At 65.5% G+C, this 26,584-nt stretch carries 28 protein-coding genes and 2 pseudogenes; 14 read left to right on the top strand and 16 right to left on the bottom strand.

What is annotated here, in order from left to right; all coding sequences use genetic code 11:
• Positions 1-330 precede the first annotated feature (330 nt).
• Together ACT3UF_RS08305 and ACT3UF_RS08300 are read left to right on the top strand one after the other, a co-directional pair.
• Complete coding sequence (locus ACT3UF_RS08305) at positions 331-564, top strand: hypothetical protein (protein ID WP_114359129.1); 234 nt, start codon at positions 331-333, stop codon at positions 562-564.
• A 291-nt stretch (positions 565-855) separates the two neighbouring features.
• Positions 856-1,089 carry a helix-turn-helix domain-containing protein gene (locus tag ACT3UF_RS08300; protein WP_444608254.1) on the top strand — a complete coding sequence of 78 codons (234 nt, stop codon included), beginning with the start codon at positions 856-858 and terminating at the stop codon, positions 1,087-1,089.
• Positions 1,090-1,094: 5 nt separating this feature from the next.
• Here the strand turns inward: ACT3UF_RS08300 and ACT3UF_RS08295 are convergent, their stop codons facing one another.
• Together ACT3UF_RS08295 and ACT3UF_RS08290 are read right to left on the bottom strand one after the other, a co-directional pair.
• Complete coding sequence (locus tag ACT3UF_RS08295; RefSeq protein ID WP_444592672.1) at positions 1,095-1,805, bottom strand: SOS response-associated peptidase; 711 nt, start codon at positions 1,803-1,805, stop codon at positions 1,095-1,097.
• A gap of 265 nt (positions 1,806-2,070) precedes the next feature.
• On the bottom strand, positions 2,071-3,483 hold the full coding sequence (locus ACT3UF_RS08290; protein ID WP_444502887.1) for an IS1380 family transposase: 1,413 nt from the start codon (positions 3,481-3,483) through the stop codon (positions 2,071-2,073).
• Between the two features lie 345 nt (positions 3,484-3,828).
• On the opposite strand from ACT3UF_RS08290, the gene ACT3UF_RS08285 reads away from it, so the two are divergent.
• On the top strand, positions 3,829-4,206 hold the full coding sequence (locus ACT3UF_RS08285; RefSeq protein WP_143277994.1) for a hypothetical protein: 378 nt from the start codon (positions 3,829-3,831) through the stop codon (positions 4,204-4,206).
• Between the two features lie 5 nt (positions 4,207-4,211).
• On the opposite strand, the pseudogene ACT3UF_RS08280 reads toward ACT3UF_RS08285, so the two are convergent.
• The 3 genes and pseudogenes from ACT3UF_RS08280 to ACT3UF_RS08270 all read right to left on the bottom strand — a co-directional run.
• Positions 4,212-5,018: pseudogene (locus tag ACT3UF_RS08280) on the bottom strand (IS30 family transposase); the annotation flags it as partial.
• A gap of 53 nt (positions 5,019-5,071) precedes the next feature.
• Positions 5,072-6,334: an IS256 family transposase gene (locus tag ACT3UF_RS08275; protein WP_193119625.1), complete on the bottom strand. Its 1,263-nt coding sequence runs from the start codon at positions 6,332-6,334 to the stop codon at positions 5,072-5,074.
• An 85-nt stretch (positions 6,335-6,419) separates the two neighbouring features.
• Positions 6,420-6,758 (bottom strand): annotated as a pseudogene (locus ACT3UF_RS08270) (helix-turn-helix domain-containing protein); the annotation flags it as partial.
• Positions 6,759-6,894: 136 nt separating this feature from the next.
• Between ACT3UF_RS08270 and ACT3UF_RS08265 the strand changes: the two are divergent.
• On the top strand, positions 6,895-7,203 hold the full coding sequence (locus ACT3UF_RS08265) for a MazG nucleotide pyrophosphohydrolase domain-containing protein (protein WP_444592690.1): 309 nt from the start codon (positions 6,895-6,897) through the stop codon (positions 7,201-7,203).
• 396 nt (positions 7,204-7,599) lie between these two features.
• The gene (locus tag ACT3UF_RS08260) at positions 7,600-8,280 is read left to right on the top strand and encodes a metal-dependent transcriptional regulator (RefSeq protein WP_102237455.1); all 681 of its coding nucleotides are present in this window, start codon (positions 7,600-7,602) and stop codon (positions 8,278-8,280) included.
• Here the strand turns inward: ACT3UF_RS08260 and ACT3UF_RS08255 are convergent.
• Genes ACT3UF_RS08255 through ACT3UF_RS08245 form a run of 3 tightly spaced genes read right to left on the bottom strand, consistent with a single transcriptional unit; the run spans position 8,256 to position 10,827 of the window.
• Positions 8,256-9,158: a metal ABC transporter permease gene (locus ACT3UF_RS08255; RefSeq protein WP_193107385.1), complete on the bottom strand. Its 903-nt coding sequence runs from the start codon at positions 9,156-9,158 to the stop codon at positions 8,256-8,258. The genes ACT3UF_RS08260 and ACT3UF_RS08255 overlap by 25 nt on opposite strands.
• On the bottom strand, positions 9,155-9,898 hold the full coding sequence (locus ACT3UF_RS08250; RefSeq protein ID WP_193107386.1) for a metal ABC transporter ATP-binding protein: 744 nt from the start codon (positions 9,896-9,898) through the stop codon (positions 9,155-9,157). The genes ACT3UF_RS08255 and ACT3UF_RS08250 overlap by 4 nt, the downstream gene beginning before the upstream one ends.
• Complete coding sequence (locus tag ACT3UF_RS08245; protein ID WP_443336955.1) at positions 9,895-10,827, bottom strand: metal ABC transporter substrate-binding protein; 933 nt, start codon at positions 10,825-10,827, stop codon at positions 9,895-9,897. Before ACT3UF_RS08245 ends, ACT3UF_RS08250 begins: the two co-directional genes overlap by 4 nt.
• A gap of 212 nt (positions 10,828-11,039) precedes the next feature.
• Here ACT3UF_RS08245 and nrdI point away from each other — a divergent pair, with 212 nt between their 5' ends.
• The 3 genes from nrdI (at position 11,040) to ACT3UF_RS08230 (ending at position 13,177) form a co-directional block, all read left to right on the top strand.
• On the top strand, positions 11,040-11,549 hold the full coding sequence (nrdI, locus tag ACT3UF_RS08240) for a class Ib ribonucleoside-diphosphate reductase assembly flavoprotein NrdI (protein ID WP_102237451.1): 510 nt from the start codon (positions 11,040-11,042) through the stop codon (positions 11,547-11,549).
• A complete protein-coding gene (gene nrdF / locus ACT3UF_RS08235) occupies positions 11,546-12,556 on the top strand; it encodes a class 1b ribonucleoside-diphosphate reductase subunit beta (RefSeq protein WP_441446639.1) in 1,011 nt (336 codons plus the stop codon). The genes nrdI and nrdF overlap by 4 nt, the downstream gene beginning before the upstream one ends.
• Before the next feature lie 300 nt (positions 12,557-12,856).
• Entirely contained in the window at positions 12,857-13,177 is a 321-nt protein-coding gene (locus tag ACT3UF_RS08230; RefSeq protein WP_193107389.1) for a histone-like nucleoid-structuring protein Lsr2, read from the top strand.
• Between the two features lie 40 nt (positions 13,178-13,217).
• Here ACT3UF_RS08230 and ACT3UF_RS08225 read toward each other — a convergent pair whose 3' ends face one another.
• The 4 genes from ACT3UF_RS08225 to ACT3UF_RS08210 all read right to left on the bottom strand — a co-directional run bounded on the left by ACT3UF_RS08225 (position 13,218) and on the right by ACT3UF_RS08210 (position 16,216).
• Entirely contained in the window at positions 13,218-14,093 is an 876-nt protein-coding gene (locus tag ACT3UF_RS08225; RefSeq protein WP_444608253.1) for a tyrosine-type recombinase/integrase, read from the bottom strand.
• Between the two features lie 58 nt (positions 14,094-14,151).
• Entirely contained in the window at positions 14,152-15,414 is a 1,263-nt protein-coding gene (locus ACT3UF_RS08220) for an IS256 family transposase (protein ID WP_193119625.1), read from the bottom strand.
• Positions 15,415-15,728: 314 nt separating this feature from the next.
• On the bottom strand, positions 15,729-15,968 hold the full coding sequence (locus tag ACT3UF_RS08215; protein WP_193107391.1) for a hypothetical protein: 240 nt from the start codon (positions 15,966-15,968) through the stop codon (positions 15,729-15,731).
• Positions 15,965-16,216: a ribbon-helix-helix protein, CopG family gene (locus ACT3UF_RS08210; protein ID WP_193107392.1), complete on the bottom strand. Its 252-nt coding sequence runs from the start codon at positions 16,214-16,216 to the stop codon at positions 15,965-15,967. Before ACT3UF_RS08210 ends, ACT3UF_RS08215 begins: the two co-directional genes overlap by 4 nt.
• Before the next feature lie 277 nt (positions 16,217-16,493).
• Between ACT3UF_RS08210 and ACT3UF_RS08205 the strand changes: the two genes are divergently transcribed.
• From ACT3UF_RS08205 to ACT3UF_RS08180, 6 genes are all read left to right on the top strand, one after another.
• Positions 16,494-16,925, top strand: coding sequence for an Hsp20/alpha crystallin family protein (locus tag ACT3UF_RS08205; RefSeq protein WP_193107393.1), 432 nt, complete (start codon positions 16,494-16,496; stop codon positions 16,923-16,925).
• A 350-nt stretch (positions 16,926-17,275) separates the two neighbouring features.
• Positions 17,276-18,283, top strand: a complete 1,008-nt coding sequence (locus ACT3UF_RS08200) for an ABC transporter substrate-binding protein (protein WP_193107394.1) — start codon at positions 17,276-17,278, stop codon at positions 18,281-18,283.
• A 104-nt stretch (positions 18,284-18,387) separates the two neighbouring features.
• The gene (locus ACT3UF_RS08195) at positions 18,388-19,053 is read left to right on the top strand and encodes a class I SAM-dependent methyltransferase (protein WP_193107395.1); all 666 of its coding nucleotides are present in this window, start codon (positions 18,388-18,390) and stop codon (positions 19,051-19,053) included.
• Positions 19,025-20,062, top strand: coding sequence for a FecCD family ABC transporter permease (locus ACT3UF_RS08190; protein WP_443337272.1), 1,038 nt, complete (start codon positions 19,025-19,027; stop codon positions 20,060-20,062). The genes ACT3UF_RS08195 and ACT3UF_RS08190 overlap by 29 nt, the downstream gene beginning before the upstream one ends.
• A gap of 106 nt (positions 20,063-20,168) precedes the next feature.
• Positions 20,169-21,431: an IS256 family transposase gene (locus tag ACT3UF_RS08185; protein ID WP_193119625.1), complete on the top strand. Its 1,263-nt coding sequence runs from the start codon at positions 20,169-20,171 to the stop codon at positions 21,429-21,431.
• 91 nt (positions 21,432-21,522) lie between these two features.
• The gene (locus ACT3UF_RS08180) at positions 21,523-22,269 is read left to right on the top strand and encodes an ABC transporter ATP-binding protein (RefSeq protein ID WP_444608411.1); all 747 of its coding nucleotides are present in this window, start codon (positions 21,523-21,525) and stop codon (positions 22,267-22,269) included.
• 182 nt (positions 22,270-22,451) lie between these two features.
• Here the strand turns inward: ACT3UF_RS08180 and ACT3UF_RS08175 are convergent, their stop codons facing one another.
• Genes ACT3UF_RS08175 through ACT3UF_RS08160 form a run of 4 tightly spaced genes read right to left on the bottom strand, consistent with a single transcriptional unit; the run spans position 22,452 to position 26,387 of the window.
• Positions 22,452-23,231, bottom strand: a complete 780-nt coding sequence (locus ACT3UF_RS08175; RefSeq protein ID WP_193107400.1) for an ABC transporter ATP-binding protein — start codon at positions 23,229-23,231, stop codon at positions 22,452-22,454.
• On the bottom strand, positions 23,228-24,334 hold the full coding sequence (locus tag ACT3UF_RS08170; protein ID WP_193119510.1) for a FecCD family ABC transporter permease: 1,107 nt from the start codon (positions 24,332-24,334) through the stop codon (positions 23,228-23,230). The genes ACT3UF_RS08175 and ACT3UF_RS08170 overlap by 4 nt, the downstream gene beginning before the upstream one ends.
• Complete coding sequence (locus ACT3UF_RS08165; protein WP_441446632.1) at positions 24,331-25,416, bottom strand: iron chelate uptake ABC transporter family permease subunit; 1,086 nt, start codon at positions 25,414-25,416, stop codon at positions 24,331-24,333. Before ACT3UF_RS08165 ends, ACT3UF_RS08170 begins: the two co-directional genes overlap by 4 nt.
• The gene (locus tag ACT3UF_RS08160) at positions 25,413-26,387 is read right to left on the bottom strand and encodes an ABC transporter substrate-binding protein (RefSeq protein ID WP_193119511.1); all 975 of its coding nucleotides are present in this window, start codon (positions 26,385-26,387) and stop codon (positions 25,413-25,415) included. The genes ACT3UF_RS08165 and ACT3UF_RS08160 overlap by 4 nt, the downstream gene beginning before the upstream one ends.
• Positions 26,388-26,584: the final 197 nt, after the last annotated feature.

Genomic DNA, 26,584 nt, shown 5'->3' with positions numbered 1-26,584 from the left:
GTTAACTGTGGTTGGAGTGCTTTGCATTGGTGGTAGCGCAATTGCTTCCAAGGCGAGGCGGAAATAAGTGCTACCTCGTGCCTTCTCGTGATCGTCGGCGCACCATGCGGAGTCGCCCCTATCTCTGGATTTACTCTGAGGCAACCGCGCGGGTGTTTCGGAAAGAAGAAGTAATTGGTTCATGAGCACTCCAGCAACTTCAAAGAGCTCCTCTAGCGTGAAGGCTATAATGCCGGCTGGCAACCATGGGGGCGAATCGACGTCGCGGAGGCCCCGCAACGCGGGCGAGGGCTGACAGAAGCGGTTAGCACTACCGAGGACAATCTGCAGATGGCGAGCGCCCTGCTGCTGTGGCGCAGGGCGCTGGCGCGGCATCACCCGGGCAGGCTCTTCACGGCCATGACAGTGGCACTCGGCGCCAACCGTCTCGCGGAGGTCTCCTCTCTGCGGGCCGGGATTGAGGCGTATAACCCGGTCGGCTCCGACACGACGCGCTCCCGACCGCTGACAGTGCTGGCAGGCGATGTGGATGCAGCGAAGGGGCCGATCGGTGCGGCCCGTTAAGCTGCGCGGACGACGGTTTTGTGCCTGGCTGGGAAGCGTGCGACGAGAGCGGCCCATCGACCGTCGATCTGGATGCGACGCTGGTGACCGCGATCTGTAGGAAGCACGAGCAGATGAAGAGCCTGCTGTTGCTCCGGTAGCTGAGCCCCAATCCACAGGTCTTGACAATTCCTCGCCCGAGACCACCGCCATCTACGTCGGTCTGGACACCGCACAAGCGCGGATCGTCGTCAACGGGATCAGCCTGGTTGCTTGATCGCGGCTCACTCAGCGCAGAGAGGCCCCAAGGTAATGGATCGAAACGAAGTACTCAGCCGAAAGTTCATAACGCTTGAAGACCTGCAAGGAGTGCTATCGATCAGCCGCTCCCAGGCCTACACACTCGTGCGCACCGGCGACCTCCGGGCCCTTCAAGTCGGCGGTCGTGGCCAGTGGCGCATCGAACTCGTGGAGCTGGAGGCCTACATCGAGCGCCGCTATCAGGCAGTTTCCGCCGAGACCGCCGACGAGACTGCCACCGACTGAGCAGGTCAGTCGCGGGAGACCGGCTCGATGAGAGAAGGATCGTTTCGGTCGAGGGTGCGAACGTTGTTGACCTGGCGGTCCACCGGGACCGTGACGAGCTGCCCGGCGATCATGGTGGAGACGTCCTCGAGCTGCGCGAGTAACGGATCCTTCTGCTCGGCCTCGAGCTTGCCCGGGGCCAGCCACTCGGCCACCGCGTCCCCGGTCAGGAAGGCCGGCATCCGGTCGTGGACCTCACCGCCGGCGTCACGTGCCTCGCGCGTGACGATCGTGAAGGTGACGTCCCAGCCCTCGCCGTCCTCGCTCTTGCGCGCCGCGGTGAGGCCCGCGGCGTGCAGCAGCTCGCCGTCGGGGTGGTGGATGAAGAAGGGGTCCTTACCGCCGTCCTCAGCCTCGACCCACTCGTAGTAGCCGGTCATCGGCACGACCGCGCGGCCGCTGGAGAAGGGGCCGCGGAACATGCCGTTGGTCGCGATGGTCTCCATGCGAGCGTTGATCGGGCGGGGGCCCTTGTCCTTCGCCCAGGACGGGTGGAGCCCCCAGCGGGCCATCTCGAGCGTGCGGTGGAGCTCGCCCTCATCGTCGACGAACTCTCGCACGGCCGGCGCCTTCGTGCGGGGCGCGATGCTGTACACCGGATCCCACTCAGCCGCTCGGTCCTGGCTCGTCGCCAAATAGGCGTGAAGCAGCCCGTCACCATTATCGGGGGACGGCATCGTTCGGTTAGGAATTATTCTCCCGGCCGACTCGCTCTCGCGCGGCTGCCGCGCGAGATTGCGGTCCGGCCTGGGCTTATCTGATACAGCGGTTAGCCTCGATGTTTCATCGGGTTGGTGAGCGGGGGCGTTCGGCGTCGTTGCCGGCGTTCAGCTGCTGATTCTGGCATGCGGGCGTGACAGGTCGGCGCAGTGTCCGTTGCGGGCGGTCGGGTTCCACTCCCGAGAAGGTGCTGGGGGTCGTAGGGACGGGTGGGCTCGCTACTCAGTTCTGCGCGACGGCGGTGCGGAGCCGGTTGACGCCGGTCAGGACCTTCACGGCTTCGGGTGCGTGCTGGGCGAGGTGGAGGACCTTGTGCCGGCAGCGGCGCACCAGGGTCGCAGGGACCTCGAACAACCGCGCGCGAAGCCGTTTGGGCTCCCACTTCCTGGCGTCGTCACTGGTGAAGGCGATGGTCTGCATCCAGGCAACAAGCTCGGAGGCGAGCTGGACGACCTGGCACCAGATCTGGTTCTGCGTGAAGGACTGCAGCGGAAACTTCATCAGGCCCGTGTCTTTGGCGTTGCGGATCCGGTCCTCGCACCGGGCGCGGCGGCGGTGCCGCAGCTCGAGGACGGGCAGCTGTCCGCGTGGGGTGTTGGTCGCGAACGCGGTGATGCGCATCCCCTCGTGATCGGTGATCCGCAGCTGCGCTCCGGGATGGGGACGTTCCTTCCGCACGATCACCCGCATCCCGCCTGGCCAGCCGGAAAGGTCCAGCAGCCCGGTCAGTTCCGCCACGAACGCGCCCTCACGGACCCCGTCATCGTCACTGTCATAGGCGGGAGTCCACGCCTTCGCCTCGTCGAGACGTTCCAGCACGCCAGGAGTGTTTGCGGGGAGGGAGAACCCGACCGAGTAGGCCAGACGCCGCGTGGTCAGCCACTGGATGAAGTCCTTGGTGCCGCCGGCTCCATCGGTGCGGATCAGGATCTTCTTCGAGCCCCGCCCGCCAGAGGAGAGCAGTCCGGACGGCAGCTGGGCGAGAGCCTGACGGGTCACGGCGATGTGGTCGCTGGCCGTGTTCGAGCCTGCGTTGCCGGGCCGGAGGTGGATCGCGAGAGGTTCTCCGGTCCCGGTCTGGCCGTGGTCGAGGAAGGCGCAGAGGGGGTGGTAGCCGAAGCCGCGTTTGAACGTCGGTGCGGCCTGCTCCTTCTCGCTGTGGACATTGATCAGGGTGGCGTCGAGGTCGATGACCAGCGGGTTCTTCGCACTGGTCTTCGCGGCTGGAGAGTGGTCGCCGGCGAAAGTCCAGGCTCGTTCACGCGCGGCCCGGCGGGCCCGAGAGATCGCCTCGATCACGGCGGGTGCGTCCTGGGCGAGCGTGGTGAGCATGCGGGAGATCGTCGGCGTCGAGGCGACGTCGCCGAACAGGCCCGGTTCACACCGCAGCAGGTCAGTGTCGCGGGCGACTTCCCCGCCCACCGCGAGCGTCATGGCGAGATCCAGCAGCACCTTCGACCCGTGATGCTCGGCCAGCGGCTTCGTCCACGGCGTCAACGCTTCCCGCAGTGAAGCGGCCAGGCCGGTGGCGTGGATCGTGTCGGTCAGCAGCACCGCACCGGCGTGCGAGACCGCCGGGACCTCAGCGATGTCCACGCGCGGACGAGGGTAGTAGAACAAGGTAGGGTGGGACACCTGAAAGGTGCTCCTTCCAGCGGATGAATGCGAGTCTCGACAACCCGTATTATCCCTGGCCAGGAGCGCCTTTCGCTATCTGGTCCACCCTCCAAGACCGCGCCCCCGTGAAATCTCGAGGTTAGCTCTCCCGGCAGTGAGGGAGAAGGCAGCTTGTGGCACGGGATTCTGGCTCATCTTCACCCGCGGCAACGGCGCTCCGACGGGACTTACGCTGGTGTGCCACAAACGACGGCGGTCTCAACCGGTCAACGCACCACCCGCCTACTCTGTCAGGTCTTCGTGCCGTAGGTGCCATGTCTGCGGTAGCGAGACCCAGCGATGCCGCCCCCGTATCCTCGAGGGATGAACATGAGTCGTGGTCGCGCAGTTGGGAGTGCTTTCTCCGCGAAGGAGAAGACGGTGCTGGATCTTCTGTGCAGCGGGGATCACCCGTACCGTGAACTGGCTCGCGAGCAGCTCCGCGTCGCGTCGTGGGGTGGGTACCAGCTCGACGAGTGCGACTGCTTCCTTATCTCGGTTCCCAAGTTGCCGAAGGCAGCCCGGATCAGGCACGGTGGCGGACCGTTCTCTACCTTGGATGTCTCGCGCGCCGGAGAAGGGCTTGGCCAGCTCGATCTATGGGTCGTCGACGGTTACCTGCACTCCGTTGACTACATGACCTACGACGATCACGAGATGCTGCCTGACCTCGAAGATGACACTCTCGAGCCGCTCTACTGAGCCGTTTAGGCGAGCCTGCAAGCACGAAGTCGTTCGCGGCTGCTCAGCCAGTCAAGGACCTGGCGTGGACGTGTGTTGATCTTGTTCGCGATCTGATCGAGTTCGTCTTGAGTGAAGCGGTACAGGTCGGCGTTCTTCGCCAGGTACTGGCGTAGGAGCCGGTTGGTGTTCTCGTTCGAGCCTCGTTGCCACGGTGAGCGAGGATCGCAGAAGTAGACGTGGATGCCGAGGTCGTGGGCGAGTTGTTCGTGCTCTGACATCTCTCGACCTCGATCCCAAGTGATCGACCTCAACAGTGATTTCGGCATGCCGCGGAGGTTCTGGACGAGCGCGGCGCGGACGTCTGGGCCCTTGATGCCATCGAGCTTGACGAGGCGAACGATCCTGGTGGTGCGTTCCACGAGGGTTGCCACGGCGCTGGGGCGTCGCCCCATGACGAGGTCCCCTTCCCAATGCCCTACCTCGGTCCGGGTCTCGATCTGCTCTGGTCGATCATGGATAGAGACCATGTTCCGCAGCCGGCCCCGCCCGTGCCCGGTACGACGCGCTTTCCTCGAGGTGCGCATGCCGCGCCCCGACCGCAGATGCGTCTTCAGCGTCGAGGGGAGCGACAGGCGCGAGCTGATGTAGAGGGTCCGGTAGATAGCCTCGTGCGAGATCCGTACTCCCTGTGCTGAAGCCGGAGTCAGTCGGAGCCATGCCGCGATCTGCTGCGGCGACCAATCCGCCATCAGCTTCTCCTGCACGATGCTCCGCAGGTCATCGTGCGTTTCCAGCTTGCACGGCTTCGGACGCCTCGCGTTCTCCCAGGAGGTGTCAAGTTTTCTGTGTAAGGGGCCGGTCGAACAGCCTCTCTGCCGGGTGGTCAGAGCGGAAGTCGGTTGGGGAACTGAACGGCGAAAGCATTGAGGGCTTGATGCCATCCCTGAGTGCCGGTTCCGAGCTGGCCACCGCGGCGGGTCTCGATGTTCCGGATCCCCAGATAGACCAGCTTCATCGCCGCCTCGTCCGACGGGAATGAGCCCCTCGTCTTGGTGATCTTCCGGAGCTGGTAGTTGATCGACTCGATCTGGTTGGTCGTGTAGATGACCTTCCGAATCTCGGGGGTGAACGCCAGGAACGGGATGAAGTCCTCCCACGCGTTCCGCCACGCCAGCACCGCCCCCGGCGCCTTGCTGCCCCAGGCCTCGGCAAAGGCCTCCAGGGCCAGCTCAGCGGCCGCCACGGTGGCCGCGGTGTAGATCGGGCGCATGTCCTTGGCCATGGTCTTGCGGTCCGTGTAGGAGGCGTACTTCATCGCCGAGCGCAGCAGGTGGACCACGCAGGTCTGGACCACGGTCTCGGGGTAGATGCTGTTAACCGCGGCCGGCAGCCCGGTCAGCCCATCGCAGCACAGGATCAGGATGTCCTTGGTGCCACGGTTGCGAATCTCGGTGAGGACGTTGGCCCAGAACTTCGCGCCCTCGGTGGCCCCCAGCCATAGGCCCAGGACCTGCTTGCGGCCCTCCATATCGACGCCTACGGCGACGTGGCAGGCCTTGTTGGTCACGACTCCGCCGTCGCGGATCTTGAGCCAGATCGCATCGATGTAGACGATCGGGTAGACCGACTCCAGGGGCCGGGACTGCCACTGGGCGACCTCGTCGGTGACGACGTCCGTGACCCTGGAGATCGTCGCGGCGGAGACCTTCGAGCCGTAGATCTCCTCGAGATGGGAGCCAATGTCGCGGGTGGTCATCCCGCGGGCATACAGCGACAGGACCATGTCCTCGACCCTGCCCAGTCGGCGGGTCCGCTTGGGCACGATCACGGGCTCGAACGAGCCGTTGCGGTCCCTGGGGACGGTGAGCTGCACTGGGCCCTGGAGGGTATGGATGGACTTGGTGGTCTTGCCGTTACGGGAGTTGCCCGTTCCGGCGCCGGCAGGGTCGCCGGACTCGTAGCCGAGGTGGTCGCTCATCTCGGTCTCCAGGGCCCGCTCCAGCACGGCCTGGGTCATCCGGGACAGCAGCTCCTCGACCCCGTGGCGGCCCTCTCCGAGGTCTTCGGCGGCGTTGACGAGGGCGTCGACCTGGTCGGCGCTCAGCACGCCCGCAAGAGGGTTCTGGGCATCAGCAATCTCGGTCATGTCATCGGTCCTTTTCAGAGGCGAGCCCGCAGGTCACACCTCGGTTAGAGACCGGACCCTTACACAGCTAATGAAACACCCTCTTCTCCCACGCTCGTCGATCGGCTGCCGCAGCCCGGTACTGCGTAGGTCCACCGTTACGGGCGATCTCCCGCGAGACAGAGGAAGCAGACCGGCGCAGGCGAGTCGCGATAGCGCGCGCGGAATCACCGGCCGCGAGTCCGCGGGAGATTTCCTCTCGTTCAGTGAGCGACAGTCTCAGCGGTGCCCGTGAACGCGCTGCCGGGCGGATCCCGCCGGTCACTGCCAGGAGCCGACGCACCGCCTCACGGTTGCAGCACACAGCCCGGGCGATAACCCGGACCGGCTCGCCCGCGCGCCATCGTTCCCATACCGCGTCCTGCTGTTCGAGACTCAACACCATGCCCGGGCCTCCTCGCCGATCTATCCGCATGCTTCCACCACTGGGTGGTGCGTTGACCGGTTGAGACCGCCACCCTTTATGGTTCACGCGTTCTCTCCTGTCGAGAGGGGTGCCTCTCGGCGCATAGAGTCGGGTGATGCACCTCAACGACATGGCCATTCGCGTAGAGAAGATGTCCGCCCAATATGCCGGTATCCACGGCATTGACCGGTCACCCGAGTGGGCTCTGCTCAAACTGACCGAGGAAGTTGGCGAGCTGGCCCAGGCTCATCTCACCGCGACGGGCCAGTCCAAGGATCGAGGCTTGGAGGCTGCACAGCAGCGCCAGATTCTTGCCGAGGAGCTTGGGGACGTGATCGGCATGTGCCTGGTGTATGCGCAGCAGCGGGGCATCGATCCAGAAGATGCTGTCGCACAGAAGTGGTTTCAACATGAGAGGGGCTGATCCCGACCGGTCCCGTTCGGGGGTCGCTTCGTCTCTGTTGCCCTACTCCGTGCCGCGATGGACCGCTTATGGCACGGGCGATAGTCGGCGGTCGCGAGCGAGTAGGACCGTCACGATGAGCAGGAGACTGAGAACTGGGGCGATCGCGAAGTAGCCCGCTTGCGCTGACCGCTCATCGACCAGCTAGCCGATGAGCGGAGCAGCAACAGGGGTGCCTAGATTGCCGGGGGAGAGATTCATTCGGCTGAGCATTGTTCTCAGGGTTCTGCGTCAGTGCCGGATGAGGCGCGGGCCCGGGACGCACCTCACGGTCGATGCCTACTACGTGAGTCCGTGGCGCGCCGAAGCCTCGAGTTCTATATAGCTAAGTTGAAGCTTCGAGGCTATCGTCGTGCCATGTCCGTCGATGAGCTGTCTGCGAGTGCCCAGAACTATCTGAAGGCGATCTGGGGGTTGTCCGAGTGGAGTGACGAGCCAGTGACGTTGAAGCTCATCGCGCAGCGGACCGGTGTTGCCCTGTCGTCCGCTTCGGATGCGGTGCGGAAACTGACTGAGCAGGGTCTTCTGTCTCACGCGAGGTATGGCTCGGTCGAGTTGACGGAGGTCGGTCGTTCGTACGCGCTGGTGATGGTGCGGCGGCATCGCTTGATCGAGACGTTTCTGGTGGAGACCCTCGGGTATCGGTGGGACGAGGTCCACGAGGAGGCCGAGCAGCTCGAGCACGCCGTCTCGGACTTGATGGTGGAGAGGATCGATGACGTTCTGGGTCGCCCCCGGCGTGACCCGCACGGTGATCCAATCCCTGCAGCGGACGGAACAGTGACCGTGCCTGATGCGCGGCGTCTCACCGACGTCGGAGCGGAGGGCAGGTTTGTGGTCGAGCGGATCTCGGACACGGACCCGGCGATGTTGCAGTTCTTCGAGTCCCAGGGCATCGGAGTCGGGGCCACGCTTGTGGTCGCGGCGGGAGCGCCGTTCTCCGATGCGCTGGAAGTTCGTTCTGGAGAAGTGGGCTCGCCAACGTTGCTGGGACGCTCTGCGACAGATGCCCTCTACGTCTCTGCGGGGCCTACCTGATCCTCACGCCGGCGAGCCGTATCGCGTCGATACCGGCGAGCTCCGACCTTCTTGCTGAGCAGGCCGTGCTTGGGACTGATGAGGTAGACGAGTGCGAAGGCGCATCCCTGGGTGAGGACGACGAGGCCGCCGGGTGAGGCGTCGACCCAGTAGCTGATGTAGATCCCGACCACGGAACAGAGTGACGAGAGGACCGGCGCGATCACGAGCATCCGCCCGAAGCGGTCGGTGAGCAGGTAGGCCGTCGCTCCGGGAATGATGAGCATCGCGACGACGAGCACCACTCCCACGACCTGGAGAGCGGCAACTGCGGTCAGCGCCAGAAGACCCAGCAGCAGCGCGCCGAGGAATCGGGGAGACAGGCCGATGGCGTGGGCGTGTGTCGGGTCGAAGGCATAGAGCGTGAGGTCGCGACGTTTGAACACCAGGGCGATGAGAGCCACGGTTGCCAGGATCGCGATCTGGACGAGATCTGCGCGGGAGACGCCGAGGATGTTGCCGAAGATGATGTGATTGAGGTCGGTCTGGCTGGGTGTGACCGAGATCAGGACCAGCCCCAGGGCGAAGAGAGTGGTGAAAACGATGCCGATGGCCGCGTCCTCCTTCACGCGGCTCGTCCCACGGACGAGACCGATCATTCCGACCGCCAGGAACCCGAAGACGACCGCACCGATGGCGAAAGGGACGCCGAGGATGTAGGCGATGACGACTCCGGGGAGGACGGCGTGAGATACGGCATCCCCCATGAGCGACCATCCGATGAGCACCAGCCAGCACGACAGCAGTGCGCACACCACGGCAGCGATCACGGTCGTGACGAGCGCACGGGTCATGAAGTCGTAGGAGAGCGGCTCGAGGAGCCAGTCGAGCGGGGTCATGCGGCACCCTCCTGCTGCAGAACGTCCAGACCGAAGGCGAGAGCGAGCCTCTCGGGCGTGAGGGCCTCGTCCACCGGGCCGTGGAAGAGGATGGTTCGCAGCAGCAGCACGGCGTCGTCGGCCAGCTGCGGCAGAGCATGGAGGTCGTGGGTGGAGACAAGGACGGTGCGGCCGTCGTCCGCGAGTGCGCGGAGAAGATCGACGATGGTGGCTTCGCTGCGCTTGTCGACGCCGGCGAAGGGCTCATCCAGCAGCATGATCCGTGCGTCTTGGGCGATCCCGCGGGCGACGAAGGCGCGCTTCTTCTGCCCGCCGGAGAGCTGGCCGATCTGCCGATTCGCGTACTCCGTGAGCTCCACCCTCTCCAAGGCTTCGTCCACAGCGATGCGGTCAGCGGGCCGAACACGGCGCGTGGCGCCCTGGTGGCCGTACCTTCCCATCATCACGACGTCTCGGACAGAGACGGGGAAAGCCCAGTCGACGTCCTCGCTCTGGGGGACGTATCCGACGAGCCCTCGCCGCCTGGCCTGCGCCGGCTGCGCGCCATTCAGCAGGACGCTGCCTGCTTCAGGCCGGACCATTCCGGTGATCGCCTTGAACAAGGTGGACTTCCCGGAGCCGTTCATTCCGATCAACCCCGTCACCGCACCCGCCCGCACCGCAACAGATACGTCGTCGAGGGCGAGCACATCGCCGTAGCGGACGGTGACACCTTTGACATCGATCGCCGCTGTCGTCATGAGTCCTCCCCGGTGAGTCCCGCAGTGATGGTGTCCGCATCGTGGCGGATCAGATCCAGGTACGTGGGCACCGGGCCACCTTCCTCGGAGAGCGAGTCCACATACAGCGTCCCTCCGAAGCGTGCATCCGTAGCACCCACGACCTGCTGCATGGGGTCGTCGGAGACCGTCGACTCGCAGAACACGGCGGGGACCTCGTTCTCGTCGACGAACTCGATCGCGGATGTGATCTGCTGCGGAGTGGCCTGCTGCTCGGCGTTGACGGGCCAGATGTACTTCTCGGTCAGCCCAGCATCTCGGGCGAGGTAGGAGAATGCGCCCTCGCAGGTCACCAGCGCTCTCTGGCTGGTCGGAAGACTTTCGAGCTCGCCCGTCAGGTCATCTTGGACCTGCTGGAGCTGCTGCTTGTAGGTCTCCCCGTTCCTCTCGTAGTCCTCAGCGTGTTCCGGGTCGAGATCGCTGAACGCCGCGACCATGTTGTCGACGTACACCTGCACGTTCTTCGGGCTCATCCAGGCGTGCGGGTTGGGCTTGCCCGCGTAGGCGTCCCCCGCGATGTCGATGGGATCGATCCCCTCCGAGACCACGACATGAGGCACATCGACTTCCTCGACGAACTGGCCGAACCACACCTCCAGGTTCAAGCCGTTGTCCAGGATCAGGTCGGCATCCGAGGCCTTCCGGATGTCTCCCGGCGTCGGCTCGTACCCGTGGATCTCCGCGCCAGGCTTCGTGATCGACTCGACCACGAGATGGTCGCCCGCAACATTCTCCGCGATGTCCTCCAACACGGTGAACGTCGTCAACACCACCGGCTTCCCACTGTCGGCAGCATCCTGCCTGGCTCCACCTGAGCAGCCGGTGAGCACCAGCGCCGCACTCGCAACGACCGCGCCGAGCACAGCCTTCCATCGCCCTCGCACCTGCATCAGTGACCTCTCTCCGCTCACGACCACACGCGTGGTCACTTCTAGACGCCCAGATCCTAAGGTTCGACACGCCGAAGTTTCAAACCCGGCGTGGCGTACGCTTGAGGGCCGTCGGGCTTGATATCACTACATGTGGCACCCCCGCGGAGTGCGGACCCAACATCTAGTAGTTCAAGGTCGGGTCGAGTGTGACGACGACGAAGGAGGGATCGATGACGGCAGGCATCGAGCGCGCAGCACCGGGACTCGGAACACGTGACCTGACGCCACAGGAGTCCGCAGATCTCGTGTTCTTCTCCAGCGTCTCCGAGAACACGCTGCGCTTCGTGGAGAGGCTGGGGCGGCCTGCGGTGCGGATCCCGCTCCGACCCCGCATCGAGGGCATGATCCGCGTATGCCGCCCCTTCGTTCTGGTGGTCCCCACCTACGGCGGCGGCGAGCAGGCCGGGGCCGTACCGAAGCAGGTCATCGCCTTCCTCAACGATCCCGCCAATCGTGCTCTGCTGCGCGGGGTCATCACCGCAGGCAACACCAACTTCGGCGAGCACTACTGCCTCGCCGGCCCAGTCATCTCCCGAAAGTGCGGCGTCCCAGAGCTCTATCGCTTCGAACTCCTGGGCACCCAGCGCGACATCGAGCGCGTGAACGAAGGGCTCGACCGCTTCTGGGCACGAACCGCCACGACGAACGACAAGAACAACGAACAGAGGAGAACAGCATGACCGCCACAACAGCCGTAGAAGGCTCCATCACCCCTCCGGCATACCGACACCACCCCAGCGCACCGCTGCGTCCGATCAACTGGAACCGCGTGAGCGACGAGAAGGACCTCGAGATCTGGAACCGCCTGACCGCGAACTTCTGGCTGCCCGAGAAGGTGCCCCTGTCCAACGACCACCAGGCCTGGCAAGCACTCGCGCCCCATGAACGAACCCTCACCATGCGAGTCTTCACCGGCCTCACCCTGCTCGACACCGTGCAGGCCACCGTCGGGGAGATCTGCCAGATCCAGGACGCCCGCACAGAGCACGAGGAAGCCGTCTACACCAACATCGCCTTCATGCAGTCCGTCCACGCCCGCTCGTACTCCTCGGTGTTCTCGACCCTGACCAGTACCCGAGAGATCGATGAGGCCTACCGCTGGGCGATCGGCAACGACCTGCTTCAAGCGCGATGCAAGAAGGTGCTCCAGCACTACTACGGGCCCGACCCGTTAAAGCGGAAGGTGTCCTCCACCCTGCTCTCCAGCCTTCTGCTCTACGCCGGCTTCTACCTGCCGCTGCACTTCTCCGTGCACGCCACCCTGACCAACACCGCCGACATGATCCGACTCATCCTGCGCGACAAGGCCGTGCACGGCTACTACTCGGGCTACAAGTACCAGCGCGGCCTCGAGGCTCACCCCAACCGCCGCGACGAGATGAAGGAGTTCACGTACACCCTGCTCGAAGAGCTCTACGAGCTCGAGCTCGACTACTCCGGCGAGCTCTACGAACCCCTCGGGCTAATGGACGATGTCGCCGCATTCGTGCGCTACAACGCGAACAAATCCCTCATGAACCTCGGCTACCCGGCACGGTTCACCGCCGACGAGACGTCAGTCAGCCCAGAGATCCTCGCCGCGCTCGCCCCCAGCGCCGACGAGAATCACGACTTCTTCAGCGGAAGCGGATCGTCGTACATCATCGGCAAGGCCGAGCACACCAGCGACGACGACTGGGACTTCTAGACACGCAGACTCACCTGTCGGACTCGAAGCGGTACCGCGCTTGCCCCGGATCGCTACGACCCGGGGCAAGCACTCAGCGCAGACCGTGCTGCGGCAGACCTGAACCCGTCCGCAGGTCTGCCGCAACGGCTCGCCTGGCCACTCGCACTCAGATCGAATGCCAGCGTGAATCTTCCGCACATTGCTGAACCTCCGTTGGGTCGATGGAGAGAGTCTAGGACGGAGCAGTAAGCAGGGTTCTTGGAGATCTGTTCGGTACTATCGCGCTATTCAGTCCAGAACCATGCAAGGAGCACAAGAATGGCGCGCAAGACTCAGGTAATCCTCACCGACGATACTGACGGCTCGGAAGCCACCGGCACGGTGAGCTTCGCCCTGGATGGCGTCTCTTACGAGATCGACCTCAACGACGACAACGCCCAGCAGATGCGCGAACAGCTCAGCGAATGGACCAGTAAAGCCCGCCGTGTCGGGGGACGACGTATCCCCGGCACCCGAGGTGTGGGTTCCTCAAGCGATGCTGGCAAGATTCGCGCCTGGGCGAACCAGAACGGTTACGAGGTCAGCGAACGGGGCCGTATTCCCAAGGAGATCCGCGACGCGTACGACGCAGCGCACTGACCGCACCGACCCGTCGAGAGCGGCGCTCAACTGGCTACGACTACTGGCCGGTGAGTAGACGCGCTGCTGACGGCGCTGCGGATGCGGCTCGGAGGTGCGCGGCGGAGGCTTTGAGGTAGATGCCGGTGGTGGCGATGCTCTCGTGGCCCAGGAGTTGCTGGACCTCGGAGATGGGAACACCAACGTCGACCATCGAGACGGCGTAGGTGTGGCGGAGCGCATGGGCTGCTTCACCGTCGGGTTTGACGATGCCGGCGCGTGCGTAGAGCCGATTGATCCGGTAGGAGATCGTGTCGCGGGTTAGTGCTCGGCCATCGGGTCGAATGAGCAGGGGAGTCGTGTCGGCATCGCCTGCGGCGTGCTCTGCCCGCCAGGCCAGGTAGATGTCGATCTGCGCGGCGACGCCGGGGTCTAAGGGGACGGTGCGTGCCTTGCGGCCTTTGCCGAGCACTCGCAGGGAGGGCTCGTCGCCCGGGCGGTAGTCCAGGAGGCGGAGGCCGGCGGCCTCGCTCGCGCGCAGTCCGCCGGCCGCCAGGATCAGCACGATCACCACGTCCAGCAGCGGCGCTGCCGGACGCGCCTTGGGGTCCTCGGCCTGCGCTGCGGCAAGGAGTGCAGAAATCTGGCCATCAGTGAACGCCACCGGCAGGCGTGATGGGGTGCGGGGTGCTTGGATCGCGGCCATAGGGTCTACTGGCAGACGGGACTCCAGGACGAGGTACCGGCACAGCCCGCGCAGAGTCGTCACCAGGCGACGGCGAGTGGCCGGTGCGAGCTCGGCGTTGTTCATCTCCGCCAGTGCAGCTTTGATCACCGGCCCCGTAAGGTCCTGCACCCGCACAACGGAGCCCAACTGTGCCTCCAGATAGCGTTTCCACGAGGCAAGATCGCCGCGATAGGCCTTCGCCGTCTCCACGCGGAGGTGTCAAGTTTTCTGTGTAAGGGGCCGGTCGAACAGCCTCTCTGCCGGGTGGTCAGAGCGGAAGTCGGTTGGGGAACTGAACGGCGAAAGCATTGAGGGCTTGATGCCATCCCTGAGTGCCGGTTCCGAGCTGGCCACCGCGGCGGGTCTCGATGTTCCGGATCCCCAGATAGACCAGCTTCATCGCCGCCTCGTCCGACGGGAATGAGCCCCTCGTCTTGGTGATCTTCCGGAGCTGGTAGTTGATCGACTCGATCTGGTTGGTCGTGTAGATGACCTTCCGAATCTCGGGGGTGAACGCCAGGAACGGGATGAAGTCCTCCCACGCGTTCCGCCACGCCAGCACCGCCCCCGGCGCCTTGCTGCCCCAGGCCTCGGCAAAGGCCTCCAGGGCCAGCTCAGCGGCCGCCACGGTGGCCGCGGTGTAGATCGGGCGCATGTCCTTGGCCATGGTCTTGCGGTCCGTGTAGGAGGCGTACTTCATCGCCGAGCGCAGCAGGTGGACCACGCAGGTCTGGACCACGGTCTCGGGGTAGATGCTGTTAACCGCGGCCGGCAGCCCGGTCAGCCCATCGCAGCACAGGATCAGGATGTCCTTGGTGCCACGGTTGCGAATCTCGGTGAGGACGTTGGCCCAGAACTTCGCGCCCTCGGTGGCCCCCAGCCATAGGCCCAGGACCTGCTTGCGGCCCTCCATATCGACGCCTACGGCGACGTGGCAGGCCTTGTTGGTCACGACTCCGCCGTCGCGGATCTTGAGCCAGATCGCATCGATGTAGACGATCGGGTAGACCGACTCCAGGGGCCGGGACTGCCACTGGGCGACCTCGTCGGTGACGACGTCCGTGACCCTGGAGATCGTCGCGGCGGAGACCTTCGAGCCGTAGATCTCCTCGAGATGGGAGCCAATGTCGCGGGTGGTCATCCCGCGGGCATACAGCGACAGGACCATGTCCTCGACCCTGCCCAGTCGGCGGGTCCGCTTGGGCACGATCACGGGCTCGAACGAGCCGTTGCGGTCCCTGGGGACGGTGAGCTGCACTGGGCCCTGGAGGGTATGGATGGACTTGGTGGTCTTGCCGTTACGGGAGTTGCCCGTTCCGGCGCCGGCAGGGTCGCCGGACTCGTAGCCGAGGTGGTCGCTCATCTCGGTCTCCAGGGCCCGCTCCAGCACGGCCTGGGTCATCCGGGACAGCAGCTCCTCGACCCCGTGGCGGCCCTCTCCGAGGTCTTCGGCGGCGTTGACGAGGGCGTCGACCTGGTCGGCGCTCAGCACGCCCGCAAGAGGGTTCTGGGCATCAGCAATCTCGGTCATGTCATCGGTCCTTTTCAGAGGCGAGCCCGCAGGTCACACCTCGGTTAGAGACCGGACCCTTACACAGCTAATGAAACACCCTCCTCCACGCTGATCGTGCGACCAACGGCACGCCGCTCAGCGATCCAGTCCCGGGCCGCATCTTCGAAGAACTCGCTCATCCGCTCACGCTAGAGCGCGACCCGGCCCCGACCACGACGACACCCCGGCCTAGTACGCATAATCTTGATTATGCGCACTAGACGGGCGGCTCCCCCAAGGCGTCTCCGCTCGTGCGCCCACTCCGGGGCTGCCGGCCTCGCGGCGGGATCGGATTACGAGATGAGCGTGAGGTACTGCTTGCGGGCGCGCATCGAGTGGATGATCTCCTCGGTGCCGTCATCCCAGATCAACACCACCAGCTCGAGAAGACGGGCATGAGTGTCGAACCCCAGGCGCAGCTCGCGTTGCGGGTTCTCCTCATCCAGTGGCGCTACGTAGACCGCAGTGCTGGCCGCGTGAATGGACTCCTCGGGAGCAATGTCGTGCTTGAGCGCTGAGGGCCGGACCCTCACGCGGTCGTCCACTCTCGCACTGCTCGACGGATCGCTTCGGAGCGATTCAGGTGCTCGCGATCAGCGCGCTGCATCAGCGAGGAAATCTCTTCGTCGGTGAATCGCACCGGCACAACCTGTGCCGCTTGCTCACCGCGAGTGGGCCGTCCGCGCTTGCGCAGCTGCTCCACGTCGTAGCCAGCTTCGGCTTCAGCAACCCAGGCATCGACCTGATCCTCGGGGACCTCATTACCTTGCATCTTCCTCATGCCGGATATTGTAATACGTATATCGATGGCATAGCTAGCCCGGGCCATGCGCGACCTAAGCACAATGGGCTGCACAAGCCGTCGTTCACCGAGGCGCGCGGCGCACCCGGGGGCGCCCGACCCTGCTGTGGGAGGGCAGCTAAAGCAGCCGCTATGGGCAGATTTCAAGGCTGGCACTCTCCGGGGGAGAGTGCTAATCTGCTCGCAGTTGAGTCGAAGGGACTCAAGGTTGGTAGGCCACCATTCCCGGAGGTGGCCGCGACAGGAAGGAGACATCATGGCTACCTACGACCCGTTCCGTGAGATGGAGCGTCTCGCGAGCAACTTCCTCGACCCCGGGCGACGGGGCCCTCGGCAGATGCCGATGGACCTGTATCGCGCCGGCGATCACTACGTTCTCTCCGCTGACCTGCCGGGCATCGATCCCGGGTCCGTCGATGTCGATGTCGATGGACAGCTGCTGACCATTCGCGCCGAGCGGACCCTCGCGACCGATGAGCAGGCGCAGTGGATCACCCGCGAGCGCACGGGAGGAACCTTCCTGCGCCAGCTCAGCCTCGGACAGGGACTGGACACCGAGCGCATCGCCGCGAGCTACGACAACGGCGTGCTCAGCGTGACGATCCCGATCAGCGAGAAGGCCAAGCCCCGCAAGATCGAGATCACCACGCAGAACACTCCCCAGCAGATCGAATCCTCAGCGACCTGATCACTCGATCACCCTCACCGAAGGCCCCCGGCTCCCCGCGAAGCCGGGGGCCTTCCGGCGCTCAGGAAGCCAAACAACCGGAACCGCCGCCCACTTACTCGCGATGATGATCAGCACGGTGCCGAGCTGCGCAAGCAACAGGTCCGCATAACTTCGACTATGCGCATCAGCTTCCGGGGCTCCCCGATCGACCATCCCCCACCCGCAGCGGAGCGACGGATGGGTTGCCGAGGACGACAGGCGTGGAGATTAACGTACGGCGCGGCGAGGCGCCGGTGTCGTACGGATCACCTCAACTCGAGGCCTACCTGTGGTCAGAGCCGCGTCCATGCGCGACATATACTCATGTCATGCGAATGATTCCCATTACCCGTATGGCTGTGGTGGCATCTGTTGTGGTGCTCGCGGCTTGCAGTTCCCCCTCGGCCGACCCCTCCTCTGATGACAGCGTGGCAGCGGCTCAGCTGACCAGCTGCGGGCTTGAACTGGCGTTCGATCGCGTGCCCACGCGTGCGGTCACGCTGGAGCAGGGATCGACCGAGATGATGTTGGCGCTCGGGCTTGGTGACTCGATGGCGGGTACCAGCTACCTGACTGACGCTGTCGCGCCGGAGTTCGCAGATGCTTATGAGCAGATCCCGGTACTGGCCGATCAGTACCCGACGGCGGAGCAGCTTCGCGGGGCGGATCCGGACTTTGTCTACTCGATGCGGGCCTCTGCGTTTGCCCCCGATGCGGTGGGAGAACGCAGCGAGTTGCGTGACCTGGAGGTCCCGGCGTATCTGTCGTCGAACGACTGCGAGGACCCGAACTTGGTCTCTGCCGAAGGAGGCTTCGAGCAGATCTTCGCTGAGGTGACCGATATCGCGACGATCTTCGATGTGGCCGACCGGGGCGAGGATCTGATCGACGCGCAGCAGGAGGTTTTGGATCAGGTGGCTGCCTCGGCTCAGGCTCTGGACGGGGTGGAGGTGGCCTGGATCTACTCCACTATTAACGGCGCTCCCATCGTGGCCGGAAATGCCGGCCTACCGCAGACGATGACCGAGCTCGCCGGCGCCGAGAACGCCTTCGATGATCTGGACGCCCAGTGGACCGAGACCAGCTGGGATCAGATCTCCCAGCGTGATCCTGATGTGCTGGTGTTGGCTGACCTCTCTCGCGGCCTGGACGGCGACAGCGCACAGGACAAGATCAAGACCCTGCGTGCTGACCCGGTCACCGCGCAGCTCGCTGCGGTGCGGGAGGACCGGATGGTCGCGATCCCAGCTACCGAGATGGATCCGTCCGTGCGAAGCATCAATGCGCTGGAGACGTTGTCAGAAGCATTGGTCGAGCTTGAGGGGGCTCACCGATGAGCAGGGGTGTCGATGCTGTGGCCGAGTGGGCCCGCGATCATCTGGAGAGCTGGGACCGGCAGCAGGCCTCGTACATCAACCGGCGCGAGGACCGGTTCGCCGTGATGCTCGACGTGCTGGCCGAGACGGTTCCCGAGGACGCTTTGGTAGTGGACCTCGCATGCGGTCCGGGGTCGATCTCGGATCGGGTACTGCGGAGATTCCCGCGGATGAGCTGTCTTGCTGTCGATTACGACCCGATGCTGCTCGAGCTCGGTCGACTCGCCCTGGCCGAGCACGGTGATCGGGTGACCTTCCGCGAGGCGGATCTCTGGGACCCGACGTGGATTGAGGCTCTGGGTGGTCGGCGGCCGCACGCGGTGCTGTCCTCGACCGCGTTGCACTGGCTGCCGGCCGATGTGCTGAGCCGGGTCTACCGCGAGGTGGGCGAGCTTCTGCTCCCTGGCGGTGTGCTGATGAACGCCGATCATCTGCGTCAGCTCGAGGGGCGTCCGTTGTTCGAAGAGCTGAGTCGCCGGGATGACGCGGCTACCCAGGCTCGCGATCAGGCATCCGGCGCGCTGACCTGGGACACTTGGTTTTCTCGAATCGCTGATCACCCTCACTTCGCGCCCCTTCGTTCCGAACGGGAGCGCCGCTTCGCGAACAGACCGCCGAACCCGGATCTGAGCGCCGCGTTCCATGTCGCCGCGATGCGTGCCGCGCAGTTCCGCGAGGCGGGGCCGATCTGGCAGCACCTCGATGACTTCGTCATCCTCGCGCAGCGCTGAGCGGGTTCGCCAGATCGCGACGGTACTCGGCGCGTGGCTGGTGCTCGTCGCAGGCGTTCTTGTGTCGATCGTGGTCGGTGGCGGTGAGATCGGATGGTCAGAGACGCTGCGATCGCTAGGGAGCCACATCGGCCTGCCGGTGGAGCCGTTGTCGACGTTGGCCGATTCGGTGATCTGGCAACTTCGAGCCCCCCGTGCGCTCATGGCTGCGGTGGCCGGTGCTGGTCTAGCGACCTGCGGCGCGCTCTTGCAGGCGGTCACCCGAAATGCGTTGGCGGAGCCCTACCTTCTGGGCATCTCCTCGGGGGCCTCGACCGGGGCTGTTTTGGTGATGGTCACCGGGCTCGGCGCGGGGGCACTTTCCCTGGCGGCGGGCGCCCTGGTCGGCGGGTTGGTCGCTTTCGGGCTGGTCCTCGCCCTGCTCGGGCAGCACGCCTCAAACACGGGACGACTGGTCCTGACCGGGGTCGTGGTCGGGCAGCTTTTCACCGCGATGACATCGTTGGTTCTGCTCGGGTGGGGCGACGCGGACGCCGCGCGTGGCTTGACGTACTGGCTGACCGGGTCACTGGCAGCCGCGCGCTGGCCTGCTGTCGCGTTATGTGTCGGGGTAACCGTCATTGCCCTGGTGGTGGCACGACTTATCGCATCCGACCTCGATGCCTTCGCTTTCGGTGCCGTTGCCTCCGCTTCGCTCGGGGTGCCTGTGACCGCGGTGCGGAGCATCGCGCTGGTCGCCACCGCTGCGGTGACGGCGGTCGTGGTGTCCGCTGTGGGGGCGATCGGTTTCGTCGGCTTGATCGTCCCGCATGCGGTCCGTGCCCTGATCGGTCCCCAGCATCGGCGTCTGTTGCCCGCCAGTGCGTTCGGTGGCGCAGTCTTTCTCCTGCTAGCTGACCTGGTTGGGCGGATAGTTCTCGCTCCGCGGGAGCTGCCTGTGGGAGTGATCACTGCACTGATCGGTGTTCCGGCCTTCTTGATCGTCTTGCGCCGTAAGGAGCGGACATGACCCTGTCGCTACACGGCGAGCAAGAGGGTGTTTCATTAGCTGTGTAAGGGTCCGGTCTCTAACCGAGGTGTGACCTGCGGGCTCGCCTCTGAAAAGGACCGATGACATGACCGAGATTGCTGATGCCCAGAACCCTCTTGCGGGCGTGCTGAGCGCCGACCAGGTCGACGCCCTCGTCAACGCCGCCGAAGACCTCGGAGAGGGCCGCCACGGGGTCGAGGAGCTGCTGTCCCGGATGACCCAGGCCGTGCTGGAGCGGGCCCTGGAGACCGAGATGAGCGACCACCTCGGCTACGAGTCCGGCGACCCTGCCGGCGCCGGAACGGGCAACTCCCGTAACGGCAAGACCACCAAGTCCATCCATACCCTCCAGGGCCCAGTGCAGCTCACCGTCCCCAGGGACCGCAACGGCTCGTTCGAGCCCGTGATCGTGCCCAAGCGGACCCGCCGACTGGGCAGGGTCGAGGACATGGTCCTGTCGCTGTATGCCCGCGGGATGACCACCCGCGACATTGGCTCCCATCTCGAGGAGATCTACGGCTCGAAGGTCTCCGCCGCGACGATCTCCAGGGTCACGGACGTCGTCACCGACGAGGTCGCCCAGTGGCAGTCCCGGCCCCTGGAGTCGGTCTACCCGATCGTCTACATCGATGCGATCTGGCTCAAGATCCGCGACGGCGGAGTCGTGACCAACAAGGCCTGCCACGTCGCCGTAGGCGTCGATATGGAGGGCCGCAAGCAGGTCCTGGGCCTATGGCTGGGGGCCACCGAGGGCGCGAAGTTCTGGGCCAACGTCCTCACCGAGATTCGCAACCGTGGCACCAAGGACATCCTGATCCTGTGCTGCGATGGGCTGACCGGGCTGCCGGCCGCGGTTAACAGCATCTACCCCGAGACCGTGGTCCAGACCTGCGTGGTCCACCTGCTGCGCTCGGCGATGAAGTACGCCTCCTACACGGACCGCAAGACCATGGCCAAGGACATGCGCCCGATCTACACCGCGGCCACCGTGGCGGCCGCTGAGCTGGCCCTGGAGGCCTTTGCCGAGGCCTGGGGCAGCAAGGCGCCGGGGGCGGTGCTGGCGTGGCGGAACGCGTGGGAGGACTTCATCCCGTTCCTGGCGTTCACCCCCGAGATTCGGAAGGTCATCTACACGACCAACCAGATCGAGTCGATCAACTACCAGCTCCGGAAGATCACCAAGACGAGGGGCTCATTCCCGTCGGACGAGGCGGCGATGAAGCTGGTCTATCTGGGGATCCGGAACATCGAGACCCGCCGCGGTGGCCAGCTCGGAACCGGCACTCAGGGATGGCATCAAGCCCTCAATGCTTTCGCCGTTCAGTTCCCCAACCGACTTCCGCTCTGACCACCCGGCAGAGAGGCTGTTCGACCGGCCCCTTACACAGAAAACTTGACACCTCCGCGAGCAACTCACCTACTCGGTACGGGGACGCCTACTGCCGATCCTGGACGGGATCGACTTCACTGCTACCCAAGGCAAGGTCACGGGGCTACTTGGCCCGAACGGCTCCGGCAAGTCGACGCTGCTCCATATCCTGGCGGGCGTGTCCGCTCCCACATCCGGGCAGGTAAGAGTCGGAGATCGACCATTGAAGGAGCTCCCTCGCAGGGACCGAGCCCGTCAGCTGGCCATGATGGAGCAAGCCAGCGACACCGACACCGATCTCACTGTCGCCGATGTTGTCGCCCTAGGCAGACTGCCCCACCGAGCACGCCTAGCCCTCGAGAGCCCGCACGACGTCGATGCCTGCGACCTGGCATTGAGCTCAGTGGGGATGACGGGAACCGAGCGCCGGCGCTGGCGGACCTTGTCCGGTGGAGAGCGCCAACGAGTACACGCAGCCCGTGCACTGGCACAAGAACCCGCCGTGCTACTGCTGGATGAGCCGACAAATCACCTGGACATCAAACACCAGCACCAGCTGCTGTCAATGCTGAACCAGCTGACGAGCGGTGGTCTGACGGTCGTTGTAGTCCTGCACGATCTCTCGCTGGCAGCCCAATACTGCGACCAAGCGGTGGTCCTGGATAGCGGCCGAGTCCACGCAGCGGGTGAGATCGCCGAGGTGCTGACCTCCACAACCCTACGCAAGGTCTTCGGCGTCGAAGCACAGATCGCGCGTGCAGGCGAACGCCTGTCGGTCCAGATCCTTGGGGTCACCGGGCCGCTACCCGCTGCCTGACCGGCTCCGCCCAAGCCACAGGCTGGTTACCCCTGATGCCACCGGCTACCGCGGGGCGTGCTCCCGTGCCAACGAGACCCAAAGGTCGGGCGAGCGCTCAGTAGGGCGCATACCTCTGATTATGCGCACTGAGCGCAATCGTCCCCGATCGCTTCTGAGCCCCGAGTAGCGTGCTCCCCCGCCTATGTAGCGGTGGGGATGACCAGTGGGGTGCCCGTGACGGGGTCATCGATGACCATGGCGGGAAGGTCGAAGACGTCCCTGACCAGGTCGGCGTCGATGATGTCTTTCGGTGCTCCGCGGGCCACGATGCGGCCATCGCGCATCGCGACGATGTGGGAGGCGTAGCGGCAGGCGTGGTTGAGGTCGTGGAGGACCGCGACGACGGTGCTTCCACCGCGGTGGAGCTTTGAGCACAGGTTCAGGACGGCGATCTGGTGAGCGATGTCGAGGAAGGTAGTGGGTTCGTCTAGGAGGAGGAGGTCGGTCTCCTGGGCGAGGACCATCGCGATCCACACGCGTTGGCGTTGTCCCCCGGACAGTTCGTCCACGAGGCGGTAGGCGAGGTCTGTCGTGCCGGTCGCCTCGAGCGCCTGGTCGATGACCTCGAGGTCGTGGGGGGTGTTACGGGCCAGGAACCCTCGGTGGGGGAAGCGACCACGAGCGACGAGGTCTCGGACGCGGATGCCGTCCGGGGCGATCGCGCTCTGCGGCAGAAGGCCGAGGATGCGCGCGATCGCGCGGGAAGACATGTCCTCAAGGTTCTTGCCATCGAGGCTGACGATGCCTGCTGTGGGTTTTAGGAGGCGGGCCATCGACCGCAGCAGAGTGGATTTGCCACAGGCGTTGGGGCCGATGATGACGGTGAACGAGCCGTCGGTGACGGAGATGTCGAGGTCCTGAATAACGCTGCGGTCGCCGTAGCCGATGGTGGCGTGGTCGACCTGGAGGCGTGTGGTCATGACCGTCCCTTCCGTCCTTCGTGGATGAGGAGCCAGACGAGGTAGGCCCCGCCGAGCGATACCGTGACGACGCCGACGGGTAATGGTGTCTGGGGGTGGATGCGTTGGGCAATGTAGTCGCTGCCCAGCAGGAGGAACGCTCCGACAAGGGCAGCGGGGCCGATGGCGACGCCACTGTCGTGGGTCAGGCGCCGAGCGATCTGGGGGGCCGCCAACGCCACGAACGAGATCGGGCCTGCGACCGAGGCGACGACCGCGACGGCGGAGATCCCCACGACGATGAGCAGGATGCGAGTGGTCTCGGTCCGGATGCCCAGCGAGGTCGAGAGGTCATCCCCCATCTCCAGCAAATGCATCCGCTCGGAGAGCACCGTGGCGAAGACTGCGATGAGGAGGACGGCCACGGCGGAGAGGCGGACGTGGCTCCAGGACAGACCGTTGAGGGATCCTGCTCCCCAGATCGCGACGCGCATGGCGTCCTCCACCTCCGCGCGCAGGATGATCCAGGTGTTGACCGCTGAGAGCATCGCGGAGACACCGATACCGACGATGATCAGACGGAACCCGGGGAGCCCGGCTCGGGCACCCGTTCCCCGGGTGCGGGCCAGCAGGTAGACCGCGAAAGCGGTGAGGATCCCACCGAGGAGAGCGCCGCCGGCGGTGCCCAGCGAGGACCCGCCGAGGAACAGGATGACGACCAGCGCGCCCGTGTAGGAGCCGGTGCCGAACCCGATGATGTCCGGGCTTCCCAGCGGGTTGCGGGTGAGGGACTGGAAGATCGCGCCGCCGATACCGAGGGATGCCCCGAGCAGGACAGCGACCAGTGCTCGCGGTAGCCGCCACTGCCGGACGACCAGGATGTCGCCGGCGTCCCCAGTCCCCAGGAGCGCGCCGATGACGCGGCCGGCGGGGATGGGGACCTCACCGGTCCCGACGGATACGACGAGCACGAGGGCAGCCGCCAGGAGAATCACGAGCGTGACAATCGCCTTGCGAACCGTCAGGTGCAGGACACCCCCGAGGCGGGTGGGGACGGGGATCACCCGGGGCCCCCGTGCCTTCGGTGTCCTCGTGGTGGTTGCGTGGGTTGTCGGTGTGGTCATAGGCCTGACACCGCCCGGGTACGGACCATGGCGATCAGCACGGGCGCGCCGAGGAACGCGGTGACGACTCCGACGGGCATGCCACCGGGGGTCGCTACGCGCGCGAGGACATCGGCGCCGAGGATTAGGCAGGGGCCGGCCAGTGCCGAGAGTCCGAGGATCCACCCCTGGTGGGGGCCCACGATCCACCGGATGATGTGAGGCACCATGAGGCCGACGAATCCGATGGGACCGGCGATCGCCGTGGCAGCACCGCAGGCCGTGGTGATGCCCAGGATCCCCAAGAGGCGCGCCCGCAAGAGCGGGACGCCGAGCGTGGTGGCGAGATCATCTCCCAGGGCGATGGAGCTGAGGTAGCGCGCTGCGGCGGCGGCGGCAAGCAACCCGATCGCGACGAACGGGAGGGCCTGCAGCGTCGGCCCTATACCCCGCACGGCGAGGGAGCCGGCGCTCCAGGTGCGCATCGCATCGAACGCTCGGACATCCAACAGCGTGATCGCCGTGGTCAGGCCCGTCATGACCGCGGCGAAAGCCACGCCGGCCAGGGTCAGTCGGATGGGGTCGGCGCCCCCGCGGCCGGCCGCCCCGATGGCAAGGACAGCCACCGTCGCGATGAACGCCCCGATCACGGCGCACCACAACTGGCCCTGCATCCCGCCGATACCGAGCAGGGACACGCCGGCAGCAACCGCTACCGCGGCTCCGGCGTTGACCCCGAGGATGCCGGGATCGGCCAGTGGGTTACGTGTGAGGGCCTGGACGAGGGCTCCGGCAACCGCGATCGCGGCCCCCACCGCGACCCCGGCAACCGTGCGTGGAACCCGGGAGCCCCACACCACCTGATGATCGATCACGGACATGTCCGTGGATAGGAGCGCGTCCACGACTGTCCCGGGTGAGATCGAGCGGTCCCCCACCACGAGGCTTGCCATCACCGCGACGACAGTGAGAGCGCCGAGGGCGGGAGGGGCGATCGCCCGGATCACGGGTGGCCGTGAGACCACCTCGAGCTGCTGCGTGGCATCGGCGGGGGGTGTTGGGTGGGTGGCCGCGGGGTGGCGAGAGGCCCGTGGGGACGTCACGGGATGATGCGCTCGGAGTCCTCCAGGACGGCCGCGAGCTCGTTCAGCCACGCGGTCTGCGCGACGTAGGTGTAGGCCCGCTTGTCGTCCCAGGTTCCGATCTGGTCGGCCTCGACGGCGGGCAGGGACAGCCACAGCGGGTTCTCCTCGTACCCGACCGACGTCTCGGCCTGAAGGATCACATCGGCGGGGTAGTCCGCGATGCTCTCCCAACTCACCTCGGCCCAGGAGGACTCCTCCGGGGCCTCGGGGCCCACGAGCGCCACGCCATCCTCAGCGAGCATGTTCAGCACGCCAAGGGTGGTGCTGGTGTAGATGACGTCTCCGGTGGTGTTGAACGCCAGGACTGTCAGGTCCGGCTTCTGTCCGGTGACCGTCCGGAGCCGCTCACGAGCGGCATTGAAGTCCTCTTCGGCCGTCGCGATCTCGCTTCCGTCGCTGTCGGCCCCCAGCGCCTGGGCCAGGGCACGGTATTCTTGGATCATCTCCGGCGGAGTTCCACCCATGCGAATGGGCAGGAACGGCGCGACCTCGGTGGCCTGGTCCCTCACCTCGTCCTCCCACCAGGTCCACCCCGTTCCCTCCTGGTTCCCGACCCCGATGATGAGGTCAGGCGCTGCAGCAGCGAGCTTCTCAAGGCTGAGCTCACCCTCGAGCCCCAGGACATTCAGCGCATCAAGATCCAGGTCCCCTTTGCCCGACCCTGTGGCGCCGAACCCGAAAACCCCGACCGGCTCGATGCCGTACGGCTGCAGCGCCGCCGCGGAGTAGATGTCCGCGACGATCCTCACCGGGGCCTGGTCCAACGAAATCGTGACCCCGTCGTAGTTCGCGGGAGTAAAGGAGAAAGCCTGCTCACCACCAGGGCCGGGGTCCTGTTCACTGGCGGACTCGGACCCCGAACACGCGGCGAGACCGAGCACGCTCAGGCCCGAGAGGCTGGACAGGGTGAGGAAGCGACGACGCTGCATCGGACTCTTTCGATCGGGATGGGGCCACCTCGCTGATGAACCAGCGAGAGGACACGTAGGACAAAGTGGAGCCCGCGCAAGTGCGCTGCGACCACACCATGGCTAGTGCAAGGATAGGCTAACCTAAGTAACACAGGTCGGCCTCCACTCACGTGATGGCACCCGTCCCGACCTGCCCCGACGTTCAGGAGCACCCC

Origin of the sequence: Brachybacterium sp. AOP24-D1-21, assembly GCF_052378665.1 — a bacterium.
Taxonomy (GTDB): Bacteria; Actinomycetota; Actinomycetes; order Actinomycetales; family Dermabacteraceae; genus Brachybacterium.
The sequence above is the reverse complement of the archived record's forward strand: the minus strand, read 5'-3'. Positions and strand labels throughout refer to the sequence as shown.